Consider the following 23088-nt stretch of genomic DNA (forward strand, 5'->3'; position numbering starts at 1 on the left):
TTATCAAATTAATCTATCCCCGCAAATAAAATTTGCCCTAAACGTAAAAAACCCCTGGCCAGCAATGCAAGCCAGGGGTCATTTCATTCAACACTTCAATCCTGACCCAAATCTTCGTGCCATCCCGTATCCAGACCAAACTCAAAGGTGTGCATACGGTAACCTTCAGGAAAGGCCTGTTTTAGACGCCGTTCAAATTCAGCATAGACCTCTTGTTTATGCTGCTGTACATCATAATCACGCGTGCCTGTTTCAACATCAGGCACATCAAGTTCCATCTTGAATTCGATTTCAGGTGCCATTTGGATTCTGACTTTACCCATCTTCATTCTCCTCTTCCGGGAGTGGAGGCCGGGAAGCCCCAGCCGCACTCATAGGGATTACTTACATCAACGGTACGATCATCAACGCTACAATGTTAATGATCTTGATCAATGGATTAATCGCTGGGCCCGCCGTATCTTTGTAGGGATCACCCACGGTATCGCCAGTTACGGATGCCTTATGTGCCTCTGAACCTTTGCCGCCGTGATTATCATCTTCAATAAACTTCTTGGCGTTATCCCAGGCACCACCACCAGTGGTCATCGATATCGCTACGAAGAGCCCGGTAATAATCGAACCCAGTAGCACACCACCCAATGCCTGTGGCCCAAGCAATAAACCCACCGCCAGTGGTACGGCAATAGGCAGGAGGGAGGGGAGTACCATCTCCTTGATTGCTGACTTGGTCAACATATCAACTGCGCGTGAATAATCCGGCTTGGCAGTCCGATCCATGATGCCGGGGATCTCTTTAAATTGCCGACGTACCTCAACCACAATACCGCCCGCTGCACGACCCACCGCTTCCATGGCCATTGCACCAAACAGGTAGGGCACTAGACCACCAATAAACAGGCCGACAATTACCAGGTGGTTGGATAGATCAAATGTCATGTCTTGGCCGGTATGATGGGACAGTTCACGGGTATAATCCGCAAACAGTACCAATGCCGCCAGTGCAGCAGAACCGATTGCATAACCCTTGGTAACAGCCTTAGTGGTATTACCTACGGCATCCAGTTCATCCGTAGTGGTACGGATCTCATTAGGCAGTTCTGCCATCTCCGCAATACCACCCGCGTTATCGGTGATCGGACCATAGGCATCAATGGCAACAATAATACCGGTCATGGAAAGCATGGCCGTTGCCGCAATCGCAATACCGTAGAGTCCCGCCATACTGTAGGAGGCAAGAATACCTGCACAGATAACAATCAGCGGTGCAGCAGTTGAACGCATGGAAAGTGCCAAACCCGCAATGATATTAGTACCATGGCCGGTAGTGGATGCTGCTGCCAGTAGACGCACGGGTTTGTAATCCGTTGAGGTGTAGTAATCGGTGATCACCACCAGTGCAGCGGTAATCAGCAGGCCAATCAATGCCGCACCATACACGTCCATAATTGCATAAGTACCATTGTCACTCATTAACCACTGGGTCACTGGATAAAAGGCAATCGCAGACAATACCGCTGAAACGCCCAGTGCTCGATACAGGGCATTCATGATCTTGCCGCCCTCTTTTACCGATACAAAGAAGGTGCCAATGATCGAAGTGATAATTGAGATACCCCCTAATACCAACGGAAGTAATGCCGCATTCGGGCTATCCGTAAACATCAGCGCACCGAGCATCATGGTCGCAATGGTGGTAACGGCATAGGTTTCGAAGAGATCCGCTGCCATGCCTGCACAGTCACCCACATTATCACCCACGTTATCAGCAATAACCGCAGGATTGCGTGGATCATCCTCTGGGATTCCCGCTTCAACCTTACCAACTAGGTCGGCGCCCACATCAGCACCTTTGGTAAAGATGCCACCACCCAGACGCGCGAAGATGGAGATCAGCGAACCACCGAAGGCCAGACCAATGAGGGGGGACAGTTTTACCACTTCACCTGCCGGTGTTAATTCCACCAGCATGCCGTAAAAACCTGCTACCGCTAACAGCCCCAAACCGACAACCAGCATTCCGGTGATGGCGCCACCACGAAAGGCAACGGCTAAAGCCGGATTGAGTCCTTGCTTGGCTGCCTCTGTCGTGCGCGAATTGGCACGTACCGAGATATTCATACCAATATAGCCAGCCAGGCCGGATAAAATTGAACCAACGGCAAAACCAAAGGCCGTAATAGGATCAAGCAACAGATAAATTACGCCGAACAGGATCACTCCAACAACCCCGATGGCCATATACTGACGATTAAGATAGGCGGACGCCCCCTCTTGTATCGCCTGACTGATGTTGCGCATCTCTTCTGATCCTTCCGGCTTGGCGAGTAGCCAGCGGATGGAATAGGCGCCGTAGGCAATCGCACCTACCGCACACAACAGTGCAAAAACAAGACCCGATGACATGTATACCTCCAAAAATCGTTTTGATTTAAGGCCGGGCCACTCTAGTTTTGATGGTCATGATTATATAACCCGGCAACTGCTTGCCAGGCAGGGATACTTGCGGATGTCTAATGACGCTAGACTGCAAGCGTGAGTATCTTTTTCTCTGAGCTAACTGAACCGATCTCTGGCAAACGGACTCATCCTAGACCTGCTCGAAGCGGTGGGATAATCAGAATTCACTTTGCAACAATTAAAAAAAGCTATGTTGCATTAGCAGCATATTAATAGTTCACGATGTGCTAAATTCAGTGCTAGTAAGGGCTAGCGGTTCTGCTGCTTTGCAATAAATGAGGGGGAGTCAATCCAGAAAAAGTCCCTAATGATTAATCAGACTTTTTTTGGTTTAAAGCAACTTTTACTTATGTTTGACAAAACGCAGATTTATCCCCGTTTAACCGGTAATCCTGCGGTTTGGCGCCTAAACTTTTTGAACCATCCCAAAAGGTATTACTCTTTAAATAAAGCGATAATAAAAACAGGAAAAACCATGAAAGAGCTGCTAGATCAGGTTGTTCGTGAAGCGGGTAGGATTATTGTTGGAAAAGAGCAGACCTTGCGTTTGGCCCTTACCTGCCTTCTGGCTAATGGGCATCTTCTGATCGAAGATCTTCCAGGTGTAGGCAAAACCACCCTGGCTCATACCCTGGCCAAACTACTTGGTTTGCAGTATCAACGTATTCAGTTCACCAGTGATCTGTTACCGGCTGATATCATGGGTGTCTCTGTCTATCACCGAGGTGATGAGTCATTTCAATTTCATCCGGGGCCAGTCTTCACCCAACTGCTGTTGGCAGACGAGATCAACCGGGCTACTCCGAAAGCGCAGAGTGCACTGCTGGAAGCGATGGAAGAGCGACAGGTTACTACGGATGGTAAAACCCGCGCACTCCCTCAGCCCTTTTTTGTTATCGCCACCCAGAATCCCGCCCATCAGATTGGCACATTTCCACTGCCTGAATCGCAGCTCGATCGCTTTCTGATGCGTCTGCATATCGGTTACCCCGATGAACAGGCCGAACGGCTGCTACTCAGTGGAGAAGATCGACGGCGCCTACTGGAACAGTTGCCGGCCTGTCTGACACTCGAACAACTCAAGATTTTACAGCAGCAGGTATCGAACATTTATGTCGCCGATGCCCTGCTCGACTACATTCAGGATCTGCTTAAGTTCAGCCGCACAAGCCCCCGATTCAATCATGGGCTTTCACCCCGTGCCGGCCTGGCGCTGATTAACAGTGCCCGCGCCTGGGCCTTACAAGCGGGTCATCAAGAGGTGTTGCCAGAGGATGTTCAGGCCGTACTTGCTGCAACCGTAGGACATCGTCTGCACTCCAGTGGTGACACAGGTATCGATGAAGGCGCTTCACTCGCTCAGCACTTGTTGCAGTCTGTCCCCTTGCCATGAACATCCGACTGCCGGAACGTTTTATCAGACGCTGCCGGTGCAATCACCGTGATGAGGCGATGATAGGAACACGGCAGATCTACATCATTCCCTCACGCTACGGGTTTGGATTCGCACTCTTACTGTTGTTGATGTGGATCGGTTCCATCAACTATGCCAACAATCTGGGTCTGCTCCTGACCTTTCTCCTTGCAGGACTCGGCCTGGTAACGATGCTCCACACCTGGAGAAATCTGCTTGGTCTGGGCCTTCGGCTGAGTCGTGCAAATCAGATCTTCGCCGGCGAACAAGCCTGCTTTGAGATTCAACTGATCAACCAACGCGCCGATGAACGTCCTGCAATCTGTTTACAGTTTGAGCAGGGTGAGGCGCTGTATCGTGATCTGCAACCCGACAGCGACCTAATCGTTAAGCTGCACATCGACACCGAACGAAGAGGGCGCCTGCCGATCCCCAGATTGCAGGCCTCAACGACCTATCCACTTGGTCTGTTTTATGCGTGGAGTTACATCGAGCTGAAGGGCGAAGCACTGGTTTATCCTGCCCCGGGCCCCAAGCAAGCCGTGACTCACCTGCCCAGTTATCAACGCAATCAACAGGGTGACAAAGGTGTGGGCGCCGATGATTTTGTCGGGTTGCGTAGTTACCGCCCAGGCGACTCACCAAAGCAGATCGACTGGAAGGCCCAAGCGAGAGAGCAAGGGTTACACACCAAACAGTTTGGCGGCGACCGGGCCGATCTCTCCTGGTTAGATTGGGATCACTATCCCCACCTGGATGTCGAGGCCCGCCTTAGCGCACTCTGTCGTGGTGTGTTGGATGCCGTTGAACAACAGCAGGCGTTTGGACTTCGTCTGCCAGATCAGATACTCAAGCCCGCACGCAGTGAAGCACAGCGATTAGCGGCACTGCGAGCCCTGGCACTGTTTGGCGAGACGGCCCAATGAAGCACGCCGACAATATCAATACCCCCTTGTTGTATCGCCTTAGCTTCATAACGGCACTGGTGGTGGCACCCCATTTTCAGCGCCTGGATCTGAGTATCACGTTAGCCTTGCTGGCCGTCCTGACGCTGCGGTTAACTACACTCTATTTCACGCGCTGGAAACCCGGTCGGCTGCTGCTGTTTTTCGTCACGATCCTTTGCGCTGTTTTGATTTTTTCTGTTTACCCCTTGCTGATGGGGCTTGAAGCAAAAGTAGCCCTGCTGTCACTGATGCTCAGTCTTAAATTGATGGAGTGTCGTACACAGCGGGACCTGAAGATAGTTGTGTTTCTCGGCTACTTTACCTTGATCACCCATTTTCTGTTTGATCAAGAGATGCTATTGGTCGGTTATATCTTTTTAATGGTCATTGCGCTGACCAGTCTGTTGGTCGAATCCAGTCGCTCATCGAAGGCGACGGGCTGGCGTTTTACTTCATTGCGTTATTCCGCGTCACTGTTGTTACAGGCGATGCCTATTATGCTGGTGCTGTTTTTCCTGTTTCCCCGGATCAGTGGCCCATTGTGGAATCTCGGAGTGGATAACTCCACCGGCCGTACCGGGTTGAGTGACAGCATGACACCAGGCAGTATCAGTAATCTGATTCGTTCACGGGCGGTGGCCTTCCGGGTTGACTTCGACCAGGCGGCACCGCCACCCAGGCAACGCTATTGGCGTGGCCCAGTGCTCTGGCGCACCGATGGAAAACGCTGGACACGTGCAAAATTTTTACAGGCTGCACCGGTCACCTACCGCAGTTCAGCGCAACCTATACGTTATCAAGTGACCTTGGAGCCTTCGCCTAACGACTGGCTCTACGCACTCGACTTGCCGGAGACCCTGCCCCCGGAGGCGACGCTCCTCCCGGACTTCCAGATATTGGCTAAAGAGATTCGCAATCAACGTTACCGGTACGCCGCCACTTCACGACTGGCGTACCACACCGGCCCACTCAATCAACGTGAACAACGCCTGGCCCTGCAGTTGCCAGACAATATCACCACCCGCATGGAAGAGTTGGTGAGACAGTGGCGTCTCGAGGCAAGCACTGATCGTGATCTGGTCAATCGGGCACTGCGCCATTTTCGGACAGAACCTTTCTATTACACCCTGACGCCACCCTTGTTGGGTGACAATCCAAGTGATCAATTTTTATTTGAGAGTCGCCGTGGCTTTTGTGAGCACTATGCCACCAGCTTTACTACCCTGATGCGCATCGCGGGTATTCCCTCCCGCGTAGTGACCGGTTATCAGGGCGGTGAACTGAATCCCATTGGCAACTACCTGATTGTCAGGCAATCCGATGCCCATGCCTGGAGTGAGGTGTGGCTGGAGGAGAGTGGCTGGACACGGGTTGATCCTACCGCCGCCGTTGCTCCCGAACGCATTGAGCAGACGTTTGAGTTTGATCTGGAAGAGAACAGTGGTTTAGGTATCCCGGTGATCTTCTCGGCAGGTGACTATGGCCTGTTTAAGAATTTAACCCGGCAATTCCGCCTCGGCGTTGATGCGGCCAACGCCTCATGGCATCGTTGGATTCTGGGCTACTCTAAAGAGCAGCAACAGAAGCTGATGCAGCAGTTCGGGCTGGAAAACCTCTCCGCGATGAAACTGGCTTTGGGTATGATACTGGCAACCGCGCTGCTGATACCCATATTGCTCTATCTGTTACGGCTACGCGGCGAGGTGAAACCCGATCCGGTGGTTAAAGATTACCAACGGTTTTGCAAACGGCTAAGCCGCACAGGGATCAAACGCTTTCCCCACGAAGGCCCGAAGGACTTTGCCCAACGGGTGATGCGTAAGCGGCCCGATTTGAAACCATCGGTCAATGCCATCACCCAGCACTACATCAAACTGCGCTATGGTCGATCAGACGGCACGAAACTTCGCCAGCAGTTTCACCGACTGGTGAGACAGTTTCGTGCCTGAGTGCCAACGGCTTCTTACCAGTTCTCCGCCAACAATTCAAAATGAGCTTGAGGGTGGAGACAGGCCGGACAGACATTGGGGGCCGCCTCGGCCTCATGCAGATAGCCACAATTGCGACAGCGCCACACCATCTTGCCTTCACGTCTGAACACCTTGCCCGCCTCGAGATTGTCCGCCAGCATTTTATACTGCTTTCCGTGCTGCTTCTCGGCAATGCTGATGGCTTCAAAAGCGGCTGCCACCTGTTTGAATCCCTCTTCACGCGCTATCTTGGCAAAACCAGGATACATCTCAGTCCACTCATGCTCCTCACCTGCTGCTGCCGCACGCAGATTCTCAAGTGTGGTTCCAATCATACCTGCAGGGAAGGTCTCGGTGATTTCAACCTCACCGCCTTCGAGAAAATTGAAGAATCGCTTAGCGTGCTCCTTCTCCTGATTGGCTGTCTCTTCAAAGATGGCGGCAATCTGCACCAGACCCTCTTTGCGCGCCGCACCGGCAAAATAGGTGTAACGATTCCTCGCCTGGGACTCTCCGGCAAAGGCAATCAGCAGATTCTTTTCTGTTTGTGAACCTCTAATACTTTTTTCCACGGTACATCTCCCTTCAAACCTTATAACACGTCTGGTTTATAGTACCGCTAAACGCTTTGCGAATACCACTTGGATAGATAAGTGGCTAATAAGATACCGAGGAAAATAGTGACCATGCCGATGACATGAAAAGGTCTGAACGCCTCCCCCAAAAACAACACCGCTAACAGGCTGGCGAAAACTGAAATCAGGTTGCAATAAAGTCCCGCTTGATTCGCCCCACCGATCAATACCGCCTTGTTCCAAAAGTAGTAGGAGAGGATGGAGGGAAAGATCCCCACATAGCCAAGGATCAACAGCGTATCAATGTTGAGACTAAGAGTCTCCCGCCCACTGGTATCCCAAAGATAAAAAGGCAAAATGCCGATAGTACCGAGGAAAATCAAAAACAGTAGTAAGCCCAGCTTATCCAACTCAGTGGGCAACTTCTTGACCAAAACCGAGTAGAGTGCAAAACCGAATACCGCAGTAAGCATCAACAGATCACCGGGATTGAGTTGGAGGCCAAACAGCACCTGCAACTCTCCCCGGGAAACCACCACACCGACCCCGATCAATGCCAACAACATACCCAGTTTTTGTAGCCCGTTCGCACGTTCCTGCCCAAACAACCAGGTAAGAAGAAATACACTCAGTGGCATGGTCGCACTTACGACACCGACATTGATGGCGCTGGTCCACTGCAGGGCTAAATATTGAAATGAGTTGTAGAGCGAAACACTCAATAAGGCCAGAAGAGTGAGTAGCGCGATATGCCTTCGGTAATAAGCCAGATCCCGCAGACAGGCGCGCCAGGCAAAGGGCAATAATATGACAAAGGCCAGCACCCATCGCCAGAAGGAGAGCTCAATACCCGACATGAAGTTAAGGGCATACTTACCGACCACGGCATTGCCGCCCCAGAACAGGGTGGTCAATATCAGCAGTATCGCAGGCCGTTCAAGCGGTCCTGTCGTGCTCAATGGGTTAGTGACTCAAAGTCAGCCACACTCACATCAATTAATGCCGAGGCCTGTATGTGGTCGGGCATTGTCGCCACGCAATCATTGATCACCTGAGTCGCATCTGCACCGAAAGCGCCGTGTTCGGTCATGAACTGATCCAGCGCCGCACTCTGCCCTCGGATCATCTCCCGCACAACGGAATGGGTGCCTAACGTTTCACCGGGGTAGCGTTTTAAGAGGTAAGCGAAGACAAAGGCCATATTGGTCATACCTTGAATCGAGATCCTGGCAAGACCCGCGGCAACCGCCAAACGTGCCGCATAGATGGCATCGATCACGGCATGATGAATGCTGAAGCCCTGATCCCAGCAGTCATGCACAATCCCTTTGCTCAGTCCCACTTCCCACTGTCGGGTACCGCCCGCGCCCCCATTAAGAAAACTGAGGTAGTCCGATTGTGCCTCACCCCCCAGTTTACCCTGATTAAAACAGTCCGCATGGATAGCCGCCGCCGTGGCGATCCCATTCAGGCCATTGAACACCATGTGATGGCCAATCAATTTTGTAACGGCACCCGCGGAGGGGGAGGGACCAAAATATTTTGGATGCCCTAGTCTTTGCAGCATTGGCAACAGACGCTGGTAGATTGGCTCATCACCGCTGGCCAAGATCAACATCCCTTTCGGATCAGCACCGCCCAACTGGGCACCCAAAGGACCACCGGTCAAGGGATAGTTGATGTAATCAACGTGTTGGCCGGTACAGAATTGAAATGCCGCCTCCGCAAAATCCGGGCTCACCGTTGAGAGATGCAGGATAAAAGAACGCTTTGTTGAAACCGCCTTTAAACGTTGGGTCAGTTCACTGATAATCTGGATGTCATCTCCATTCTTCCCGGCACAGACCACCACACCATCCAGATCGCCCTGACCTACCAACGCATCAAGCGACGGGACCAGTTCAGCACCATGGGTTTTCCAATCTGCACGGTATTGATCCCGGCTACCACCCCGTGTTCCCCGATCCTGAACACGCAGCACTTTAGCCGTTCCCCCTTGATTCAGGTGGGTAGCCGCAGGCCCTGCCATCATGCCCAAGCCACCTACATAAGCCAGTTTCAACATACCTTTTTCCTAATCACTGAAGCGTCTTTAAAAATCGCATCTTAGCAGAACTGGGCAGCGAATATCCGATACAGATAGGGTGGGTTTTGATAAGTTTGCAATTGCTGGGGAATCACCGATAGAGTGGGGTGTCATAACCCGGAACGAGATTATCCAGGTAGGGAATAGGATACATGAACAAGCCGTTAAAGTGGTTGCTGTTAGGATTACTGCTAATGGGTCTGATAGGTTGTGCCTGGAAAACCTGGGAACAGGCCACGGCCTATGAACATCAAACACTACAGATTATCCAACAACTTCAGGCCGATACTCAACTGGAAAACAGTGGCAGGCAATTGCTTGAGGCGCTCAGCTTCGGCCTTTATGACGGCTATTCAAAACAACTCGACAGCCTAAACCAACAGAAGGCGTTACAGGCCGCTTATAAAACCTCTGTCGATCAGTTAACCGGGCTGTTTTTACTCCTATCCGCAAGCTTCATGCTCTTCGCTTGGCTGCTGGGACAACGGAAGGTGGGGGAATTGGGTTACGCCATGTTAACCATCGCCGTTATTGCTTTAGTTGTCGGGTTGACCACGCCGATCCTTTCCGTTGAAGCGAGCAAAGATCTACCCGTACTGGGGGATACGGTACTGCAGTTTCAATCGAAAGGTATCTTGACCACTATCACCGGGCTTTGGGAGCATGGCAACCAGTGGCTGGCACTGCTGCTGCTGCTGTTCAGTGTGTTGCTGCCGTTGTTGAAAACGGCTGTCGCCTGGTTGACCCTATTCAGCCGAACCCACCATATCTCCCTGCGTGGCCTTCATCTCAGCCGGCATTTGGGGAAATGGTCCATGGCGGATGTCTTCGTAGTAGCGATTCTGGTGGTGTTCTTTTCCAGCAATGAAGGTGGCCTGACGCAGGCGGAAGTACAGGCAGGGCTCTGGTTTTTTGCACTCTATGTACTACTTTCGCTGCTTGGTTCCCAGTTGATATCCCGAGCACTCAAGCATCTACCGAAAAAGGACTCTCCCTCAGTGGAATGAGAGCATCTTTGCCTTGGTGAGTAACAGCTCCCAAGTCATCTCATAACTGGGCGGAACCACTTGTTTGCGGCGCTGTTTAGGCAGGTCACTCAGCAGGCAAGCACCTTCCGGCTTATCTTTGGGAAAGGTGCAATCACCCGCAAATAGCACAATACCGCTCACTGGAATGTTTGGAACCAGCGATTTGACCGTGGCCGTGAGCAGGTGGATTTCGTGGAGCGGGTTGGTGAACCGGTTCGATGCACCCCTGAGTACTTGCGTCCACTGGTCGGTATCCTTACCCCCGAAGATATTGCCATCAAACCAGTTGACCACGACCAGAAGAACGCCCTTGTGTGTCAACACAACAAAGTCTGCCGCCACCACACCATCGAGGCCATCAGGCACCATCAACCCTTGATGGACCTTTGGCCCCAACCGCTTAACCGCCCGGCGAATCTGGTACTGTTTCAGCGAGGCGCTGGCATTTTTACGGAGTACAAAACCAAGCAATAAGATGGCTATCACCGCAATAGCAATGACCAACCAAAGGGTTTGTTCGGGTGTCAGAGAAAACATGGGGAAGTAAAACAATCCGTCCGGGATACTTCAGACCGAACATCCGGTCTGACAAAAAGATTCAACAGATGCGGAGTTTGGCGAACTCCATCGGTCAGGACAACCTTTTTTTAGTCTTTCTGAAAACCAGCACTCAACATGCCTGTCGCCTCGACTTATTTGCCAATACAAAAACTACTGAAGATCTGGCCCAGAAGATCATCGGCGGTAAACTCACCGGTGATCTCACTCAGTGCCTGTTGGGCCTGACGCAAATCCTCTGCCAAAAGCTCACCTGATCCTTGCCCTTCTAATGCGGTCTTACCCGTAAGTAGGTGCTCACTAGCACGCTTGATTGCATCCAAGTGTCGGCGACGGGCAATGAACTCTCCTTCCTGTTCGGAACTAAAGCCCATGCATTGCTTCAGGTGCTCTCTGAGTAAATTGATGCCGCTTCCGCTCTTGGCGGAGAGGGCAATCTCCGTACCGCTCGCGGTTTCACTTTTTTTGGGTAAACCACCGCTCTGGTCGATCTTGTTGCGCACAAAAGTGATAGGGATTTCCGCAGGCAGCAGGGTAGGATCATAGGCGCTGTGCTGCGGATCCAAGTGATCATCGAAAATCCACAGGATCCGATCGGCCTTGGCGATCTCGGCCTTGGCACGCCGGATGCCCTCCTGTTCTACCTGATCCAGACTCTCACGCAAGCCGGCCGTATCGATCAGGTGCAGGGGCATACCATCAATCTGAATCTGCTCGCGCAGCAGATCCCGCGTCGTACCCGGAATATCTGTCACAATGGCAGACTCCCGCCCTGCTAAGGCATTCAACAGGCTCGACTTGCCGGCATTCGGCAGTCCCGCAATCACCAGCGTCATACCATCCCGCATCAAGCGACCCAGTTGAGCACTCTTCTCCACATCCTCAACCGCCAGGATAATCTCTGCCAGATCTCCGCTCACCTTGCCATCCGATAGAAAATCGATCTCCTCTTCGGGAAAATCAATGGCGGCCTCTACATACATACGCAGTAGAATCAGCTGTTCAACCAGCCTGTGAATCCGTTTAGAAAATTCTCCCTCCAGGGAACGCACGGCAAGACGCGCGGCCGTAGCTGTACCACTCTCAATCAGATCAGCAATCGCCTCAGCCTGGGCCAGATCGAGTTTGCCATTGAGGAAGGCGCGTTGACTGAACTCACCCGGATGGGCCAGGCGCACACCGCAATTCAAAACCTGCTGCAGGAGTAGATCCAGCACAACAGGGCCACCATGACCCTGCAGCTCCAGAACATCCTCGCCCGTAAAAGAGTGGGGGCCGGGGAAAAACAGGACTAAACCTTCGTCCAGAACTTGCCCCTCCCCATCACGGAAACGGGAAAACTGAGCATAGCGGGGTTTGGGTGTTTTGCCGGTAATGCGCTCGGCTACGTGCGTAGCCAATTTACCAGAGATCCGGATAACGCCGATCCCGCCCATTCCGGGCGGGGTGGCGATAGCCGCTATCGTCTCCTGTGAATCCACAGGGTCACTCGACGCATCAGGCCTTAGCGGCGGCATTCTCTATCTGGCGGGTGATATACCACTGCTGGGCAATGGAGAGGATATTATTGGTCACCCAGTAGAGTACCAAACCCGAGGGGAAGAAGGCGAAGAACACCGTAAACACAAACGGCAAGGCCATCATGATCTTGGCCTGCATCGGATCGGGTGGTGCCGGATTAAGCTTCTGCTGAATGAACATGGAGATACCCATGATCAAGGGCAATACGAAGAACGGATCTTTAGTGGCCAGATCTTCAATCCAGAAGATAAACGGCGCTTGGCGCATCTCGACACTTTCCAACAATACCCAGTAGAGCGAAATAAATACCGGTATCTGTACCAAAATAGGTAGGCAGCCACCCAGTGGATTGATTTTCTCTTTCTTATACAACTCCATCATGGCTGCATTCAGACGGGTTTTATCTTCGCCAAAACGCTCTTTCAATGCCTGAATGCGCGGGGTCATCCTCCGCATATTAGCCATCGATTTATAGCTCGCCTCGGACAGTTTGTAGAAGACCAGCTTGATCATCAGGGTTAGTAGAATAATCGACCAACCCCAGTTACTCACCACAGACTGAATCTGCTTGAGCAACCAGAATATCGGCTGTGCAATGACGGTCAACCAGCCGTAATCAACACTCAGATCCAGCCCTTTAGAGATGGCCTTCAACTCATCCTGAAGCTTTGGGCTGGCGACAAAGCCCGTGGTGAAGGTTTGAGCAGAACCATTAGCGATGGTAACTGAAGGGGTGTAAGCACCCAATACATAACGATTGCCAGGCAGTACGTTAGTGTAGAAGGTTCCTTGCTGATCTTCAGGTGGAATCCACGCACCCAGGAAGTAATGCTGCAGCATGGCGATCCAACCACCTTTGACGGGTCGTTCTAACTTGGCCTCTTCCATATCTTCAAAGTCGATCTTTTCGTATTTGTTCTCTTCGCTGTAGATCGCACCACCGGTATAGGTGTAGATCAGTTTCGATGAGGCACTCTCATTTGCAGGAGGGGTACGCATCAATTGACGGTATTCACGACCTACCCAAGGCTTATCGGAACCATTTTCAATAATGTGCTGGACCGTCACCAGATAACTGCCACGCTGATAAGTGAAACGCTTGGTTACCTTTACACCATCAGGACTGGTCCAGAAGAGATCAACCTGTAATTGTTCTGCCCCCTCTGCCATCTCAAAGTGGGTACCACTGGCCTGATACGGGGTCTCATGGCTGGGCGCATGACTCCCTTCACCACCAATCAGTCCTGACTGGGCTATAAACAGGTCCGGTACTTCCGGTTTCATCAATTGAAAACTGTTTACCTTGTCACCCAGACTTGCGGGGTAGTCATTCAGAAATACTGTCCGGATATTACCGCCCACAGTACCAATTTCCATACTGTAGAGATCGGTCTTGACCGATACTGATGGGACAGAGAGCTGTTGTTGCGGGCTGGACTGGGGAACCGCAGAGGTCGAGGATATAACCGGTACGGACGTCGGTGCACCAGTGGAACCGGGGACAGAAGCGGAAGGAATAGCACTCTGTGCATTACTGTTTTCCGCAGGCTGCGCCGTAGTCGCCGTTAGCTGAGGTTTAGGTCCATAGTCCTCTTCCCACGCCTGCCAGATCATCATCAAAATGAAGGCCAATGAAAAAAACAGTATCAGGCGAAGGTTATCCATGGATTCTCTCAAACTCGGATGTCGAAAATGATCTCTGCCGTTGTGGCAAAAGCAGCATTATGAACTGAAAAAGCAGTTAAGCGGAGTTTTTTTGATCTCAACCACTGTTGGCTGGCAGTGCTTGAATCGCACGCGTCCAGTGTTTGTCGAGAGAGTGGCGCAGCTGTTGTTTATCATCCAACTTAACGCCGCGTCCGCACAATACTACAACATCCAGTCCAGCTAACTCCTGCTGCCTGAGCCGAAAACTCTCTCTGACAACCCGCTTAACCAGATTTCTGTCAACGGCCCGCTTCAGGATTTTTTTTGCTATTGCTGTGCCCAGACGGGCAGTGGCCTTACCATTCGCCAGAAAGAGCACAGTAAAGTTTCGATCAGATGATCTGCTGGACTTTTGGAAGACCCGCTTGAAATCTGCAGGTTTTAACAACCGCAGATCTCGACCAAAACTTGCCTGACTATGGGGCAAAGCTGATCGAAGGAAGTTTTATTTAGAGTCCGAGACGCTCACGGCCCTTAGCACGACGTGCGCTGATGACCTTACGACCGTTACGTGTCGCCATACGAGCACGGAAGCCGTGGGTACGTGCACGCTTCAGATTGCTGGGTTGAAAGGTTCTTTTCATGACTAGATACCGGGTAAATTGTTTATAAAGCTTCTCTTAACCAAATGGCAGAAAAAGCCCCTGAAAAAGGGCGCGTATGTTACGACGCCAATGGGGTTGCTGTCAACACGGTACGCGCTTTTAAAGTCACGCTAAGCCGCTGATTTAGCAGAAACAATAGGTAAGCTGGTTTAGACACCGAATAAGTCCGGAACAAAACCTCCATAATTCTGACATGCTATAAAAATATTCTTACTAATCAATTTGTTAATTAATTTTATTAAGCAGGCAATAGTAAGTCGTACGGTGCCAAGGGTGATGTTTAAAAGCTGTGGATAAGCCAAACAAAGCAGAGTAAACTCACGCCACCGCATAGCGAATGACCGAATGCAGGCTCTATAAGAAAGCCCGACATCTCTATTGCCGCGACACTAAGTCAGCCGCTAAGCCAATCTATTGCCGTTCGCATACACGGCCTTAAAATATAAAGATAACGAACGATCGTCTCTCAAACTAGGATAGTCAGCACACGTGAATTTTTGGAGCAAGTGTACAGATCGTTTAGAGAATGATCTTCCTCAGCAACAGTTCAATACCTGGATTCGCCCACTGCAGTCGGTGGAAGATGCGCAGAGCATCCGCTTGTTAGCACCCAATCAATTCGTGCTCAACTGGGTTCAAAATCATTATCTAAACGATATTACCGAATACCTACAAAGCATCGCTGGTGCCAATGCCCCTTCTGTGTCACTTGAGATTGGCTCTCGTGCAGCCGTGCAGTCACCGCAAGAATCCAGCATAGAGCGAATTCAATCGTTCAAGCCAACACCCGCTGCACCAATTCGTCATGTTGACGAAGCGCCCATGCCGAGCAACCTGAATCCTAATTTTGTCTTTGATACCTTTGTAGAGGGTAAGTCAAATCAACTGGCCAGGGCCGCTTCCATACAAATTGGCGAAAATCCAGGCACGGCCTATAACCCATTATTCATCTACGGAGGCGTCGGCCTGGGCAAGACCCATCTAATGCATGCCGTGGGTAACATGATCGTAAAAACCAATCCCAAGGCGCGGGTCGTTTACGTCCATTCTGAAGGCTTTGTTGCTCAGATGGTAAAAGCACTGCAGCACAATACGATTGATGATTTCAAACGGCGCTTTCGCAGCGTCAACGCACTCCTGATCGATGATGTGCAATTTTTTGCCGGGAAAGAACGATCACAGGAGGAGTTTTTCCATACCTTCAATGCCCTTTTCGAATCACAACAACAAATCATCCTCTCGAGTGACCGTTTCCCCAAAGAGGTGTCCGGTTTAGAAGAGCGTTTGAAGTCCCGTTTTGGCTGGGGTCTGACCGTTGCCATTGAACCACCAGACCTGGAGACACGGGTTGCGATCCTGAAGAGTAAAGCCGATCAGTTATTTGGCGTCGACCTGCCCAATGAAGTGGCCTTTTTTATAGGTAAACGTGTCCGTTCAAATATTCGAGAACTGGAGGGTGCCTTGCGGCGGATCATCGCCAATGCAGAATTCACCGGACGAGCCATCACCCAGGAATTTGCCAAGGATGCCCTGCGTGACATGCTGGCGGCACAGGATAAGCAAGTTACTATAGAAAATATTCAAAAGACCGTTGCAGAGTATTTTAAGATACGGACGTCTGAATTACTCTCCGCAAAGCGGAGCCGGACCATCGCCAGGCCAAGGCAGATTGCCATGGCACTGGCCAAAGAGCTGACTAACCACAGCCTCCCGGAAATTGGTGAAGCCTTTGGTGGGCGTGATCATACAACGGTGCTTTATGCCACGCGGAAAATCGTTGAGCTGAAAGAGAGTGATCATCGAGTGGAAGAAGATTATGCAAACCTGTTAAGAACACTCACCAGTTAGTGTGGATAAACTGTTGATGTTTTCACAACAAAGCAGCATGCTTAAGTTATCCACAGATCATAAACAAATCTTTCATGAGATATACGGCTGTTATCAACAACAATAATTGATTACAACGCCTTGAATAATATAGTGAATATCAAAACAACTAACTGTTTTATGGCTGTGTAATAATAACAATAAATTTATATAAATAATTTATATCTATTAAGAGTGCTCTGACATGAAGATCGTTACAACAAGGGATAATCTATTAAAACCTCTCCAACAAGTAGGTGGTGTAGTAGAGAGAAGACAGACCCTACCGATTCTCGCCAATGTCTTGATCAATGCGGCAAACGGAAAGATAAACATCACAGCAACAGACCTTGAAGTTGAGATGAAAACTTCAGCGGCTATTGAGTGTGATGGGGAAATTGATTTCACACTCCCTGCAAGAAAGCTTCTTGATATTTGTAAGTCATTACCTGAAGACGCCAATATTGAGTTCAATGTTGATAATGAACGAACGGTCATAAGATCAGGAAGAAGTAGATTCACATTAGGTGTTCTACCCGCAAATGACTATCCATCCATTGAACCTTCCGCAAGCAGTCATCGATTTACTGTCACGCAAAAATTATTAAAGCGACTCATTGAAAAAACACAATTTGCCATGGCCTTGCAGGATGTCAGGTACTATTTGAATGGTCTGTTACTTGAAATAGGCAATGGGATGATACGCGCCGTGGCAACAGACGGTCATCGTTTGGCGTTGAGTGAGGCTGAATGTGCCATAGACCAGGAGTCAGGGATACAAGTCATTTTACCCAGAAAGGCTGTATTGGAATTGGCTAGATTATTAGCCGATACAGAAGATCAGATCGATATTGATGTCAGTAGCAATCACATCCGATTTTCATTGGGAGAAACCAGTTTTACCTCTAAACTAATCGATGGTAAATTCCCTGATTATCAGCGTGTTATACCCGCAAACCCGGATAAAGAAGTGCTCGCTAATCGTGACATTCTAAAGCAAGCTTTGACACGAACATCCATTTTATCCAATGAAAAATATCGGGGAATACGCTTTCAAATCAGTTCTGGCTTACTGCAACTTCTTGCACATAATCCTGAGCAAGAGGAGGCAGAAGATGAGATGGAAATTGACTATCAAGGTGACGAACTGGTTATTGGATTCAACGTTGGCTACTTGATCGAAGTCCTTAATGTCATTGAAAGTGAGAACGTTAGAATGTCATTGAGTGACTCAAACAGTAGCTGTCTGATTCAAAATGTAGCTTCCGATGAGAGTCGCTACGTCATTATGCCTATGCGTCTCTAGCCATAAAGTGGGACTGATGGCCTACATCAGTCCCTAATTCACACAACTAAATTCCTCGGAAACGGGCATCACCCGTGCCAATCAAGCGCCTAAAAGTAGAAAACCTTCGTAACATCGCTTTAGCAGATGTCGTTTTCGGTCCTCAGTTTAATTTCATCTATGGTATCAATGGGTCGGGAAAAAGCACACTACTCGAAGCCATATACATGTTGGCACGTGCGCGGTCATATCGTTCTAATCGTTTTGGATCGGTAGTGCGCCAAGGCGAAAAACAGTTACAACTCTTTGCAGAAACCGAACATTTTCAAAAACACCGTATCGGGCTACAAAAAACGTCAAGCCAAACGAAGATTCGCGTTGATGGAAACAATATTAAAAGGGTTTCCGAAATAGCCAGAATCACACCCCTTCAAATTATTACGCCGATGTCACATGAAATACTCGATCGTGGTCCGGAGTATAGAAAGCGCTTTATTGAGTGGGGGGTGTTCCACGTGGAACACAATTACTTCAAATGTTATCAGCAGTTTTATAAAGCACTAAGACAGAGAAATGCCTTGGTTAAAATTGGACAGACTGATATCGATAGCTGGAATATATCTGTTGGTGAATTGGGTGAAAGGGTTAATGAATATAGGGAATCTTACGTTGAGGCACTCTCAGTAAAATTTAAGGAAGAGAGTGAGTATTTAAACCCAAATAGTAATTACAATTTAATTTGGAAAGCGGGCTGGGATCGGAGCAAAACACTTTATGAAGTGCTGAATGGATCTGTCGTTTCCGATATCAAAAGAGGTTTTACACAACATGGCCCACAAAGAGGTGATATGAAGATCTTTGAAGGCAACAGGTGTGTGGAACAAACGCTGTCACGAGGGCAACAGAAAATGCTTATCGTAACGCTGCATCTAGCACAAGCATCGCTTTACAAAGAACGTACCGGCCTTTCCCCTATAGTCATCATAGATGATTTGATCTCTGAGTTGGATTTAGATAATCAGAAAAAGGTGCTTGATCGATTGCTGGATCAGGCATGCCAAGTATTCATTACAAGTATCGATAATATTCAATATATAAAGCCCAATCTGAGAAAGGATTTTGTAATTTCCTCAGGTTTAATAAAGGCCCTTTGATTAGTTATAGAATAGTGGTTCCACGTGGAACATAAGTGTTAAAGATAAACTTAAAAGGCTCAAAAGTGTATAATGAGTCGTTCTTATTCAGGAGTGTTATATGAGTTACGACTCTTCAAATATCAAGGTTCTAAAAGGTCTAGACGCTGTCCGTAAACGTCCTGGTATGTATATTGGTGATACCGATGATGGTACGGGTCTACACCATATGGTTTTTGAGGTGGTTGATAACTCAATAGATGAAGCGCTTGCAGGCCACTGTACAGAAATAACAGTATCTATATTAGACGACGAGACTGTCCGAGTGACAGATAATGGTCGTGGCATCCCAGTGGATATGCATCCTGAAGAAGGAAAATCAGCGGCAGAGGTCATTTTGACCGTGCTCCATGCCGGCGGTAAATTCGATGATAACTCCTATAAAGTATCCGGCGGACTTCATGGGGTGGGTGTTTCTGTTGTTAATGCGCTTTCAGAAGTGCTTAAACTGACCATTCATCGTAATGGGCATACGCACTACCAAGAGTATTTTCACGGTGAAGCGAAAGCACCATTGGCTGTTATTGGTGATACGGATAAAACGGGTACAGAGATAACCTTTAAGGCGAGTAAGCAGACGTTTACGAATATTGAATATCACTATGAATTGTTGGCAAAGCGTCTTCGAGAACTTTCATTTTTGAATTCAGGTGTACGCATCAAACTGACAGATGAACGTAATGATCGCCAAGATATATTTGAATATGAGGGTGGCATCAAGGCTTTCGTAGAGCACTTGAATAGAAAGAAGACACCGTTACATGAAAATGTATTCTCATTTACTGTTGAAAAAGATGATGTATCGGTCGAGTTGGCGATGCAATGGAATGAGTCCTATCAGGAAAATGTCTTCTGCTTCACCAACAATATTCCTCAAAGAGACGGTGGCACACACCTTGCCGGTTTTAGAGCGGGCCTGACACGCACCTTAAATCAATATATTGATCAAGCGGGGCTAGATAAAAAGCAGAAGGTCAATACATCAGGGGATGACGCGCGCGAAGGACTGACGGCGGTCCTTTCGGTCAAAGTCCCTGATCCTAAATTTTCCTCCCAAACCAAGGATAAACTTGTTTCATCTGAAGTGAAGGGCATTGTTGAATCCGTTCTTTCAGAAAAATTGAGTGACTATCTGTTGGAGAATCCGGCAGCTGCAAAACAGATTGCCGGTAAGATGATAGAGGCCGCGCGGGCTAGGGAAGCCGCACGAAAAGCTCGAGAGATGACACGCCGTAAGGGTGTCCTCGATATTGCGGGTCTTCCGGGAAAACTGGCAGATTGCCAAGAGAAGGACCCCTCTCTGTGTGAAATCTATCTGGTGGAGGGTGACTCTGCGGGTGGGTCAGCCAAGCAGGGTAGGGATAGAAGGACACAGGCCATTCTACCCCTTAAGGGTAAGATCCTTAATGTTGAAAAGGCGCGTTTTGACAAGATGCTCTCCTCTGCAGAGGTAGGCACCCTGATTACCGCATTGGGATGTGGTATTGGACGTGAAGAGTTTGACCCAAACAAACTGCGCTATCATCGAATAATAATCATGACCGATGCGGATGTGGACGGTGCTCATATTCGTACGCTTCTATTGACCTTTTTCTACCGTCAGATGCATGAGCTGATAGAACGGGGCCATGTCTATATTGCCCAGCCACCGCTCTACAAAGTCAAAAAAGGCAAGCAAGAACAATATCTGAAAGATGATGCTGATTTGAATGCATACCTCTTACAAGCCGCACTGGATAACGCAGAGTTATACGTTGGAAGCGGTGCACCCGCACTGTTAGGTGTATCCCTGGAAGAGTTGTCACAACAGCATCTCTCTACCATGGCAACTGTGGTGAGAGTCGGTCGGCGCTTCGATCCATCCGTTGTTGAAAAGCTGATCTATATGCCCCGTCTCACTGAAGAGCTTATCTCAGATCAAACGGCCTGTTCGAATTGGTTGAGTGAGTTACAGCTTCGAATGAATGTTGATCAATTCGCCTCTAATCGCTTTGAGATTCATCCAGAAGAGGACAGTGAAGGTGCACTTATAGGTATTAGGATCATTCGTTATGTCCATGGTATCAATACCGATACTATGATACCAATGGAGTTTTTCAGCAGTAGTGATTATCGTCGACTGGTTGAAATGGGTGAAAAACTCGATGGCCTTATTGGGGAAGGGGCCTATGTAAAACGTGGTGAAAAACAGGCTGAGATAAGCAGTTTTTCACAGGCGCTCAACTGGCTAATGGAAGAGGCAAAACGAGGGCAACATATCCAGCGCTATAAAGGTCTGGGAGAGATGAATCCAGATCAACTGTGGGAGACGACAATGAATCAGGAGTCCAGACGGCTGCTTCAAGTGAAAATTGAAGACGCGGTTGGCGCCGATGAGATATTTACCACCCTGATGGGTGATCAGGTTGAGCCAAGAAGAGATTTCATCGAAAAAAATGCGTTGACCGTGGAAAATTTAGACGTCTAATAATAGCACTCTGGCAAAAAAAGAAGGGCCGTACAGGCCCTTTTTTTGGGTGTCATTGTAAAAATGTTAGTAAGTACTTACTCTTGCGGCTGTATCTGTTGCATAGTTGTTTCTATCCAGTTTTCAACTTCCTGATTAATCTCAGCAGCCTTTCGGCCAGTGGTCGGAATTGGATCACCGACTTTAACGATAACGGTCCCGGGATATTTACGAATGTCACGGCGTTTCCAGAAGCTACCCGCATTATGCGCAATGGGAATGACAGGTGCGCCCGTCTTTTCGGCAAGTAGAGCGCCACCCATGCCATAGCGCTTACGCTGCCCTGGCGCAACGCGGGTCCCCTCAGGAAATATCACTATGAGGCGTTTCTGTTTGAGACGTTCGATTCCCGTGTCGATTACCTGCTTGGCCGCTTTCCTGCCGGCTTTTCGATTGATTGCGATAGGTTGTACGGTGGCGGCAGCCCATCCAAAAAAGGGCACCCACATCAGTTCACGCTTTAATACCCAGGCTTGCTCCGGTGGCAGCAGTGAGCGTAGGGCCATGGTTTCCCATGCAGACTGATGCTTTGCAAGAACTATGGCACCTGATTCGGGGATCTTCTCCAATCCTTCTATTTGATAGTCCAGATTGCAAAACAGCTTAAGAAACCAAAGATTCACACCACCCCAGGCATTGGCGATCTGACAACGCTGCCGATAGGGGAGTATCCACCCGACAATTGACAGCAAGCCTGCCATGATAATGGTGCTGATCACCATGCTGGACAGATAAAGTAGGGATCTGATTAAGATCATTGCGATACACTTTCCTCATGCAATAACGCATCTACGGCGTCACTGAGATTATTATAAATAGGGATACTCGGGTCTAAATCAGGATGTGCTAACGTGCGTTCCCCCTTTCCCGTTTTGACTAATATGGGTCGGGCACCAACCGCCGCTGCAGATTGCAGATCACGTAGGCTATCGCCTATGCAAGGTACGCCGGAGAGATCGGCGTAGAATCGCTCGCTGATCTGCTTGAGGAGTCCTGGCAGAGGCTTCCGACAGTCACATTTATCTTTGGATCCATGGGGGCAGTAAAAGATCCCTTGGATCTGTCCGCCTTCACCGGCAAGACTGCGGAGTAATTTGTTGTGGATGGCGTTCAAATCATCTATCGACAATAGACCCCGTGCCAAACCTGACTGGTTGGTGGCAATAACGACGCGATAACCCGCCTGATTCAGGCGAGCAATGGCTGCCAGGCTACCGACTATCGGGTGCCACTCTTCAGGTGTTTTAATGAACTCATCAGAGTCTTCATTAATAACACCATCACGGTCTAGGATAATGAGTTTCATGAAAGTAAGTGCTTACTCCGTTTGAAAGTCATGCTTTTAATGGCTGATTCTATCGGTATGT

At 49.3% G+C, this 23088-nt stretch carries 20 protein-coding genes; 8 read left to right on the forward strand and 12 right to left on the reverse strand.

Annotation, left to right across the window (positions count from 1 at the left end; all coding sequences use genetic code 11):
• Positions 1–95 precede the first annotated feature (95 nt).
• Together FHP88_RS05240 and FHP88_RS05245 are read right to left on the reverse strand one after the other, a co-directional pair.
• Positions 96–302: a hypothetical protein gene (locus FHP88_RS05240; protein WP_186297634.1), complete on the reverse strand. Its 207-nt coding sequence runs from the start codon at positions 300–302 to the stop codon at positions 96–98.
• An 82-nt stretch (positions 303–384) separates the two neighbouring features.
• Positions 385–2406 (reverse strand): sodium-translocating pyrophosphatase, encoded by a 2022-nt coding sequence (locus FHP88_RS05245; RefSeq protein ID WP_144357961.1) that lies wholly within the window; start codon positions 2404–2406, stop codon positions 385–387.
• Between the two features lie 529 nt (positions 2407–2935).
• Between FHP88_RS05245 and FHP88_RS05250 the strand changes: the two genes are divergently transcribed.
• From FHP88_RS05250 to FHP88_RS05260, 3 genes are read left to right on the forward strand one after another with little or no spacing between them, the layout of a single operon-like run.
• The gene (locus FHP88_RS05250) at positions 2936–3853 is read left to right on the forward strand and encodes an AAA family ATPase (protein ID WP_144357962.1); all 918 of its coding nucleotides are present in this window, start codon (positions 2936–2938) and stop codon (positions 3851–3853) included.
• Positions 3854–3912: 59 nt separating this feature from the next.
• Complete coding sequence (locus FHP88_RS05255) at positions 3913–4800, forward strand: DUF58 domain-containing protein (protein ID WP_186297619.1); 888 nt, start codon at positions 3913–3915, stop codon at positions 4798–4800.
• Positions 4797–6770: a transglutaminase TgpA family protein gene (locus FHP88_RS05260; RefSeq protein WP_144357964.1), complete on the forward strand. Its 1974-nt coding sequence runs from the start codon at positions 4797–4799 to the stop codon at positions 6768–6770. Before FHP88_RS05255 ends, FHP88_RS05260 begins: the two co-directional genes overlap by 4 nt.
• 14 nt (positions 6771–6784) lie before the next feature.
• On the opposite strand, the gene rbr is transcribed toward FHP88_RS05260, so the two are convergent.
• The 3 genes from rbr to FHP88_RS05275 are packed head-to-tail and all read right to left on the reverse strand — an operon-like array spanning position 6785 to position 9431.
• Positions 6785–7363: a rubrerythrin gene (gene rbr / locus FHP88_RS05265; RefSeq protein ID WP_144357965.1), complete on the reverse strand. Its 579-nt coding sequence runs from the start codon at positions 7361–7363 to the stop codon at positions 6785–6787.
• Positions 7364–7410: 47 nt separating this feature from the next.
• Complete coding sequence (locus FHP88_RS05270; protein ID WP_144357966.1) at positions 7411–8325, reverse strand: DMT family transporter; 915 nt, start codon at positions 8323–8325, stop codon at positions 7411–7413.
• Complete coding sequence (locus tag FHP88_RS05275) at positions 8322–9431, reverse strand: NAD(P)-binding domain-containing protein (protein ID WP_144357967.1); 1110 nt, start codon at positions 9429–9431, stop codon at positions 8322–8324. Before FHP88_RS05275 ends, FHP88_RS05270 begins: the two co-directional genes overlap by 4 nt.
• Positions 9432–9604: 173 nt before the next feature.
• On the opposite strand from FHP88_RS05275, the gene FHP88_RS05280 reads away from it, so the two are divergent.
• Positions 9605–10459 carry a paraquat-inducible protein A gene (locus FHP88_RS05280; RefSeq protein WP_144357968.1) on the forward strand — a complete coding sequence of 285 codons (855 nt, stop codon included), beginning with the start codon at positions 9605–9607 and terminating at the stop codon, positions 10457–10459.
• Here the strand turns inward: FHP88_RS05280 and FHP88_RS05285 are convergent.
• The 5 genes from FHP88_RS05285 to rpmH all read right to left on the reverse strand — a co-directional run bounded on the left by FHP88_RS05285 (position 10448) and on the right by rpmH (position 14850).
• Positions 10448–11017 carry a nuclease-related domain-containing protein gene (locus tag FHP88_RS05285; protein WP_144357969.1) on the reverse strand — a complete coding sequence of 190 codons (570 nt, stop codon included), beginning with the start codon at positions 11015–11017 and terminating at the stop codon, positions 10448–10450. The genes FHP88_RS05280 and FHP88_RS05285 overlap by 12 nt on opposite strands.
• A 155-nt stretch (positions 11018–11172) precedes the next feature.
• A complete protein-coding gene (gene mnmE / locus FHP88_RS05290; RefSeq protein WP_144357970.1) occupies positions 11173–12555 on the reverse strand; it encodes a tRNA uridine-5-carboxymethylaminomethyl(34) synthesis GTPase MnmE in 1383 nt (460 codons plus the stop codon).
• Positions 12536–14224, reverse strand: a complete 1689-nt coding sequence (gene yidC / locus FHP88_RS05295) for a membrane protein insertase YidC (protein WP_144357971.1) — start codon at positions 14222–14224, stop codon at positions 12536–12538. The genes mnmE and yidC overlap by 20 nt, the downstream gene beginning before the upstream one ends.
• Positions 14225–14321: 97 nt before the next feature.
• Positions 14322–14693, reverse strand: coding sequence for a ribonuclease P protein component (gene rnpA / locus FHP88_RS05300; RefSeq protein ID WP_260843166.1), 372 nt, complete (start codon positions 14691–14693; stop codon positions 14322–14324).
• 22 nt (positions 14694–14715) lie between these two features.
• Entirely contained in the window at positions 14716–14850 is a 135-nt protein-coding gene (gene rpmH / locus FHP88_RS05305; protein WP_144357972.1) for a 50S ribosomal protein L34, read from the reverse strand.
• 510 nt (positions 14851–15360) lie between these two features.
• On the opposite strand from rpmH, the gene dnaA reads away from it, so the two are divergent.
• The 4 genes from dnaA (at position 15361) to gyrB (ending at position 21682) form a co-directional block, all read left to right on the forward strand.
• Positions 15361–16719 (forward strand): chromosomal replication initiator protein DnaA, encoded by a 1359-nt coding sequence (gene dnaA / locus FHP88_RS05310; RefSeq protein WP_144357973.1) that lies wholly within the window; start codon positions 15361–15363, stop codon positions 16717–16719.
• A gap of 223 nt (positions 16720–16942) precedes the next feature.
• Positions 16943–18043, forward strand: coding sequence for a DNA polymerase III subunit beta (gene dnaN / locus FHP88_RS05315; RefSeq protein WP_144357974.1), 1101 nt, complete (start codon positions 16943–16945; stop codon positions 18041–18043).
• Positions 18044–18117: 74 nt separating this feature from the next.
• A complete protein-coding gene (gene recF, locus FHP88_RS05320; RefSeq protein WP_186297620.1) occupies positions 18118–19176 on the forward strand; it encodes a DNA replication/repair protein RecF in 1059 nt (352 codons plus the stop codon).
• Between the two features lie 100 nt (positions 19177–19276).
• Positions 19277–21682, forward strand: a complete 2406-nt coding sequence (gyrB, locus tag FHP88_RS05325) for a DNA topoisomerase (ATP-hydrolyzing) subunit B (protein ID WP_144357976.1) — start codon at positions 19277–19279, stop codon at positions 21680–21682.
• A 77-nt stretch (positions 21683–21759) separates the two neighbouring features.
• Here the strand turns inward: gyrB and FHP88_RS05330 are convergent, their stop codons facing one another.
• Both FHP88_RS05330 and gmhB read right to left on the reverse strand, forming a co-directional pair.
• A complete protein-coding gene (locus FHP88_RS05330) occupies positions 21760–22479 on the reverse strand; it encodes a lysophospholipid acyltransferase family protein (RefSeq protein ID WP_144357977.1) in 720 nt (239 codons plus the stop codon).
• Positions 22476–23027, reverse strand: a complete 552-nt coding sequence (gene gmhB, locus FHP88_RS05335; RefSeq protein ID WP_144357978.1) for a D-glycero-beta-D-manno-heptose 1,7-bisphosphate 7-phosphatase — start codon at positions 23025–23027, stop codon at positions 22476–22478. The genes FHP88_RS05330 and gmhB overlap by 4 nt, the downstream gene beginning before the upstream one ends.
• Positions 23028–23088 lie beyond the last annotated feature (61 nt).

This window comes from Sedimenticola selenatireducens, from assembly GCF_007625115.1.
GTDB lineage: Bacteria > Pseudomonadota > Gammaproteobacteria > Chromatiales > Chromatiaceae > Sedimenticola > Sedimenticola selenatireducens_A.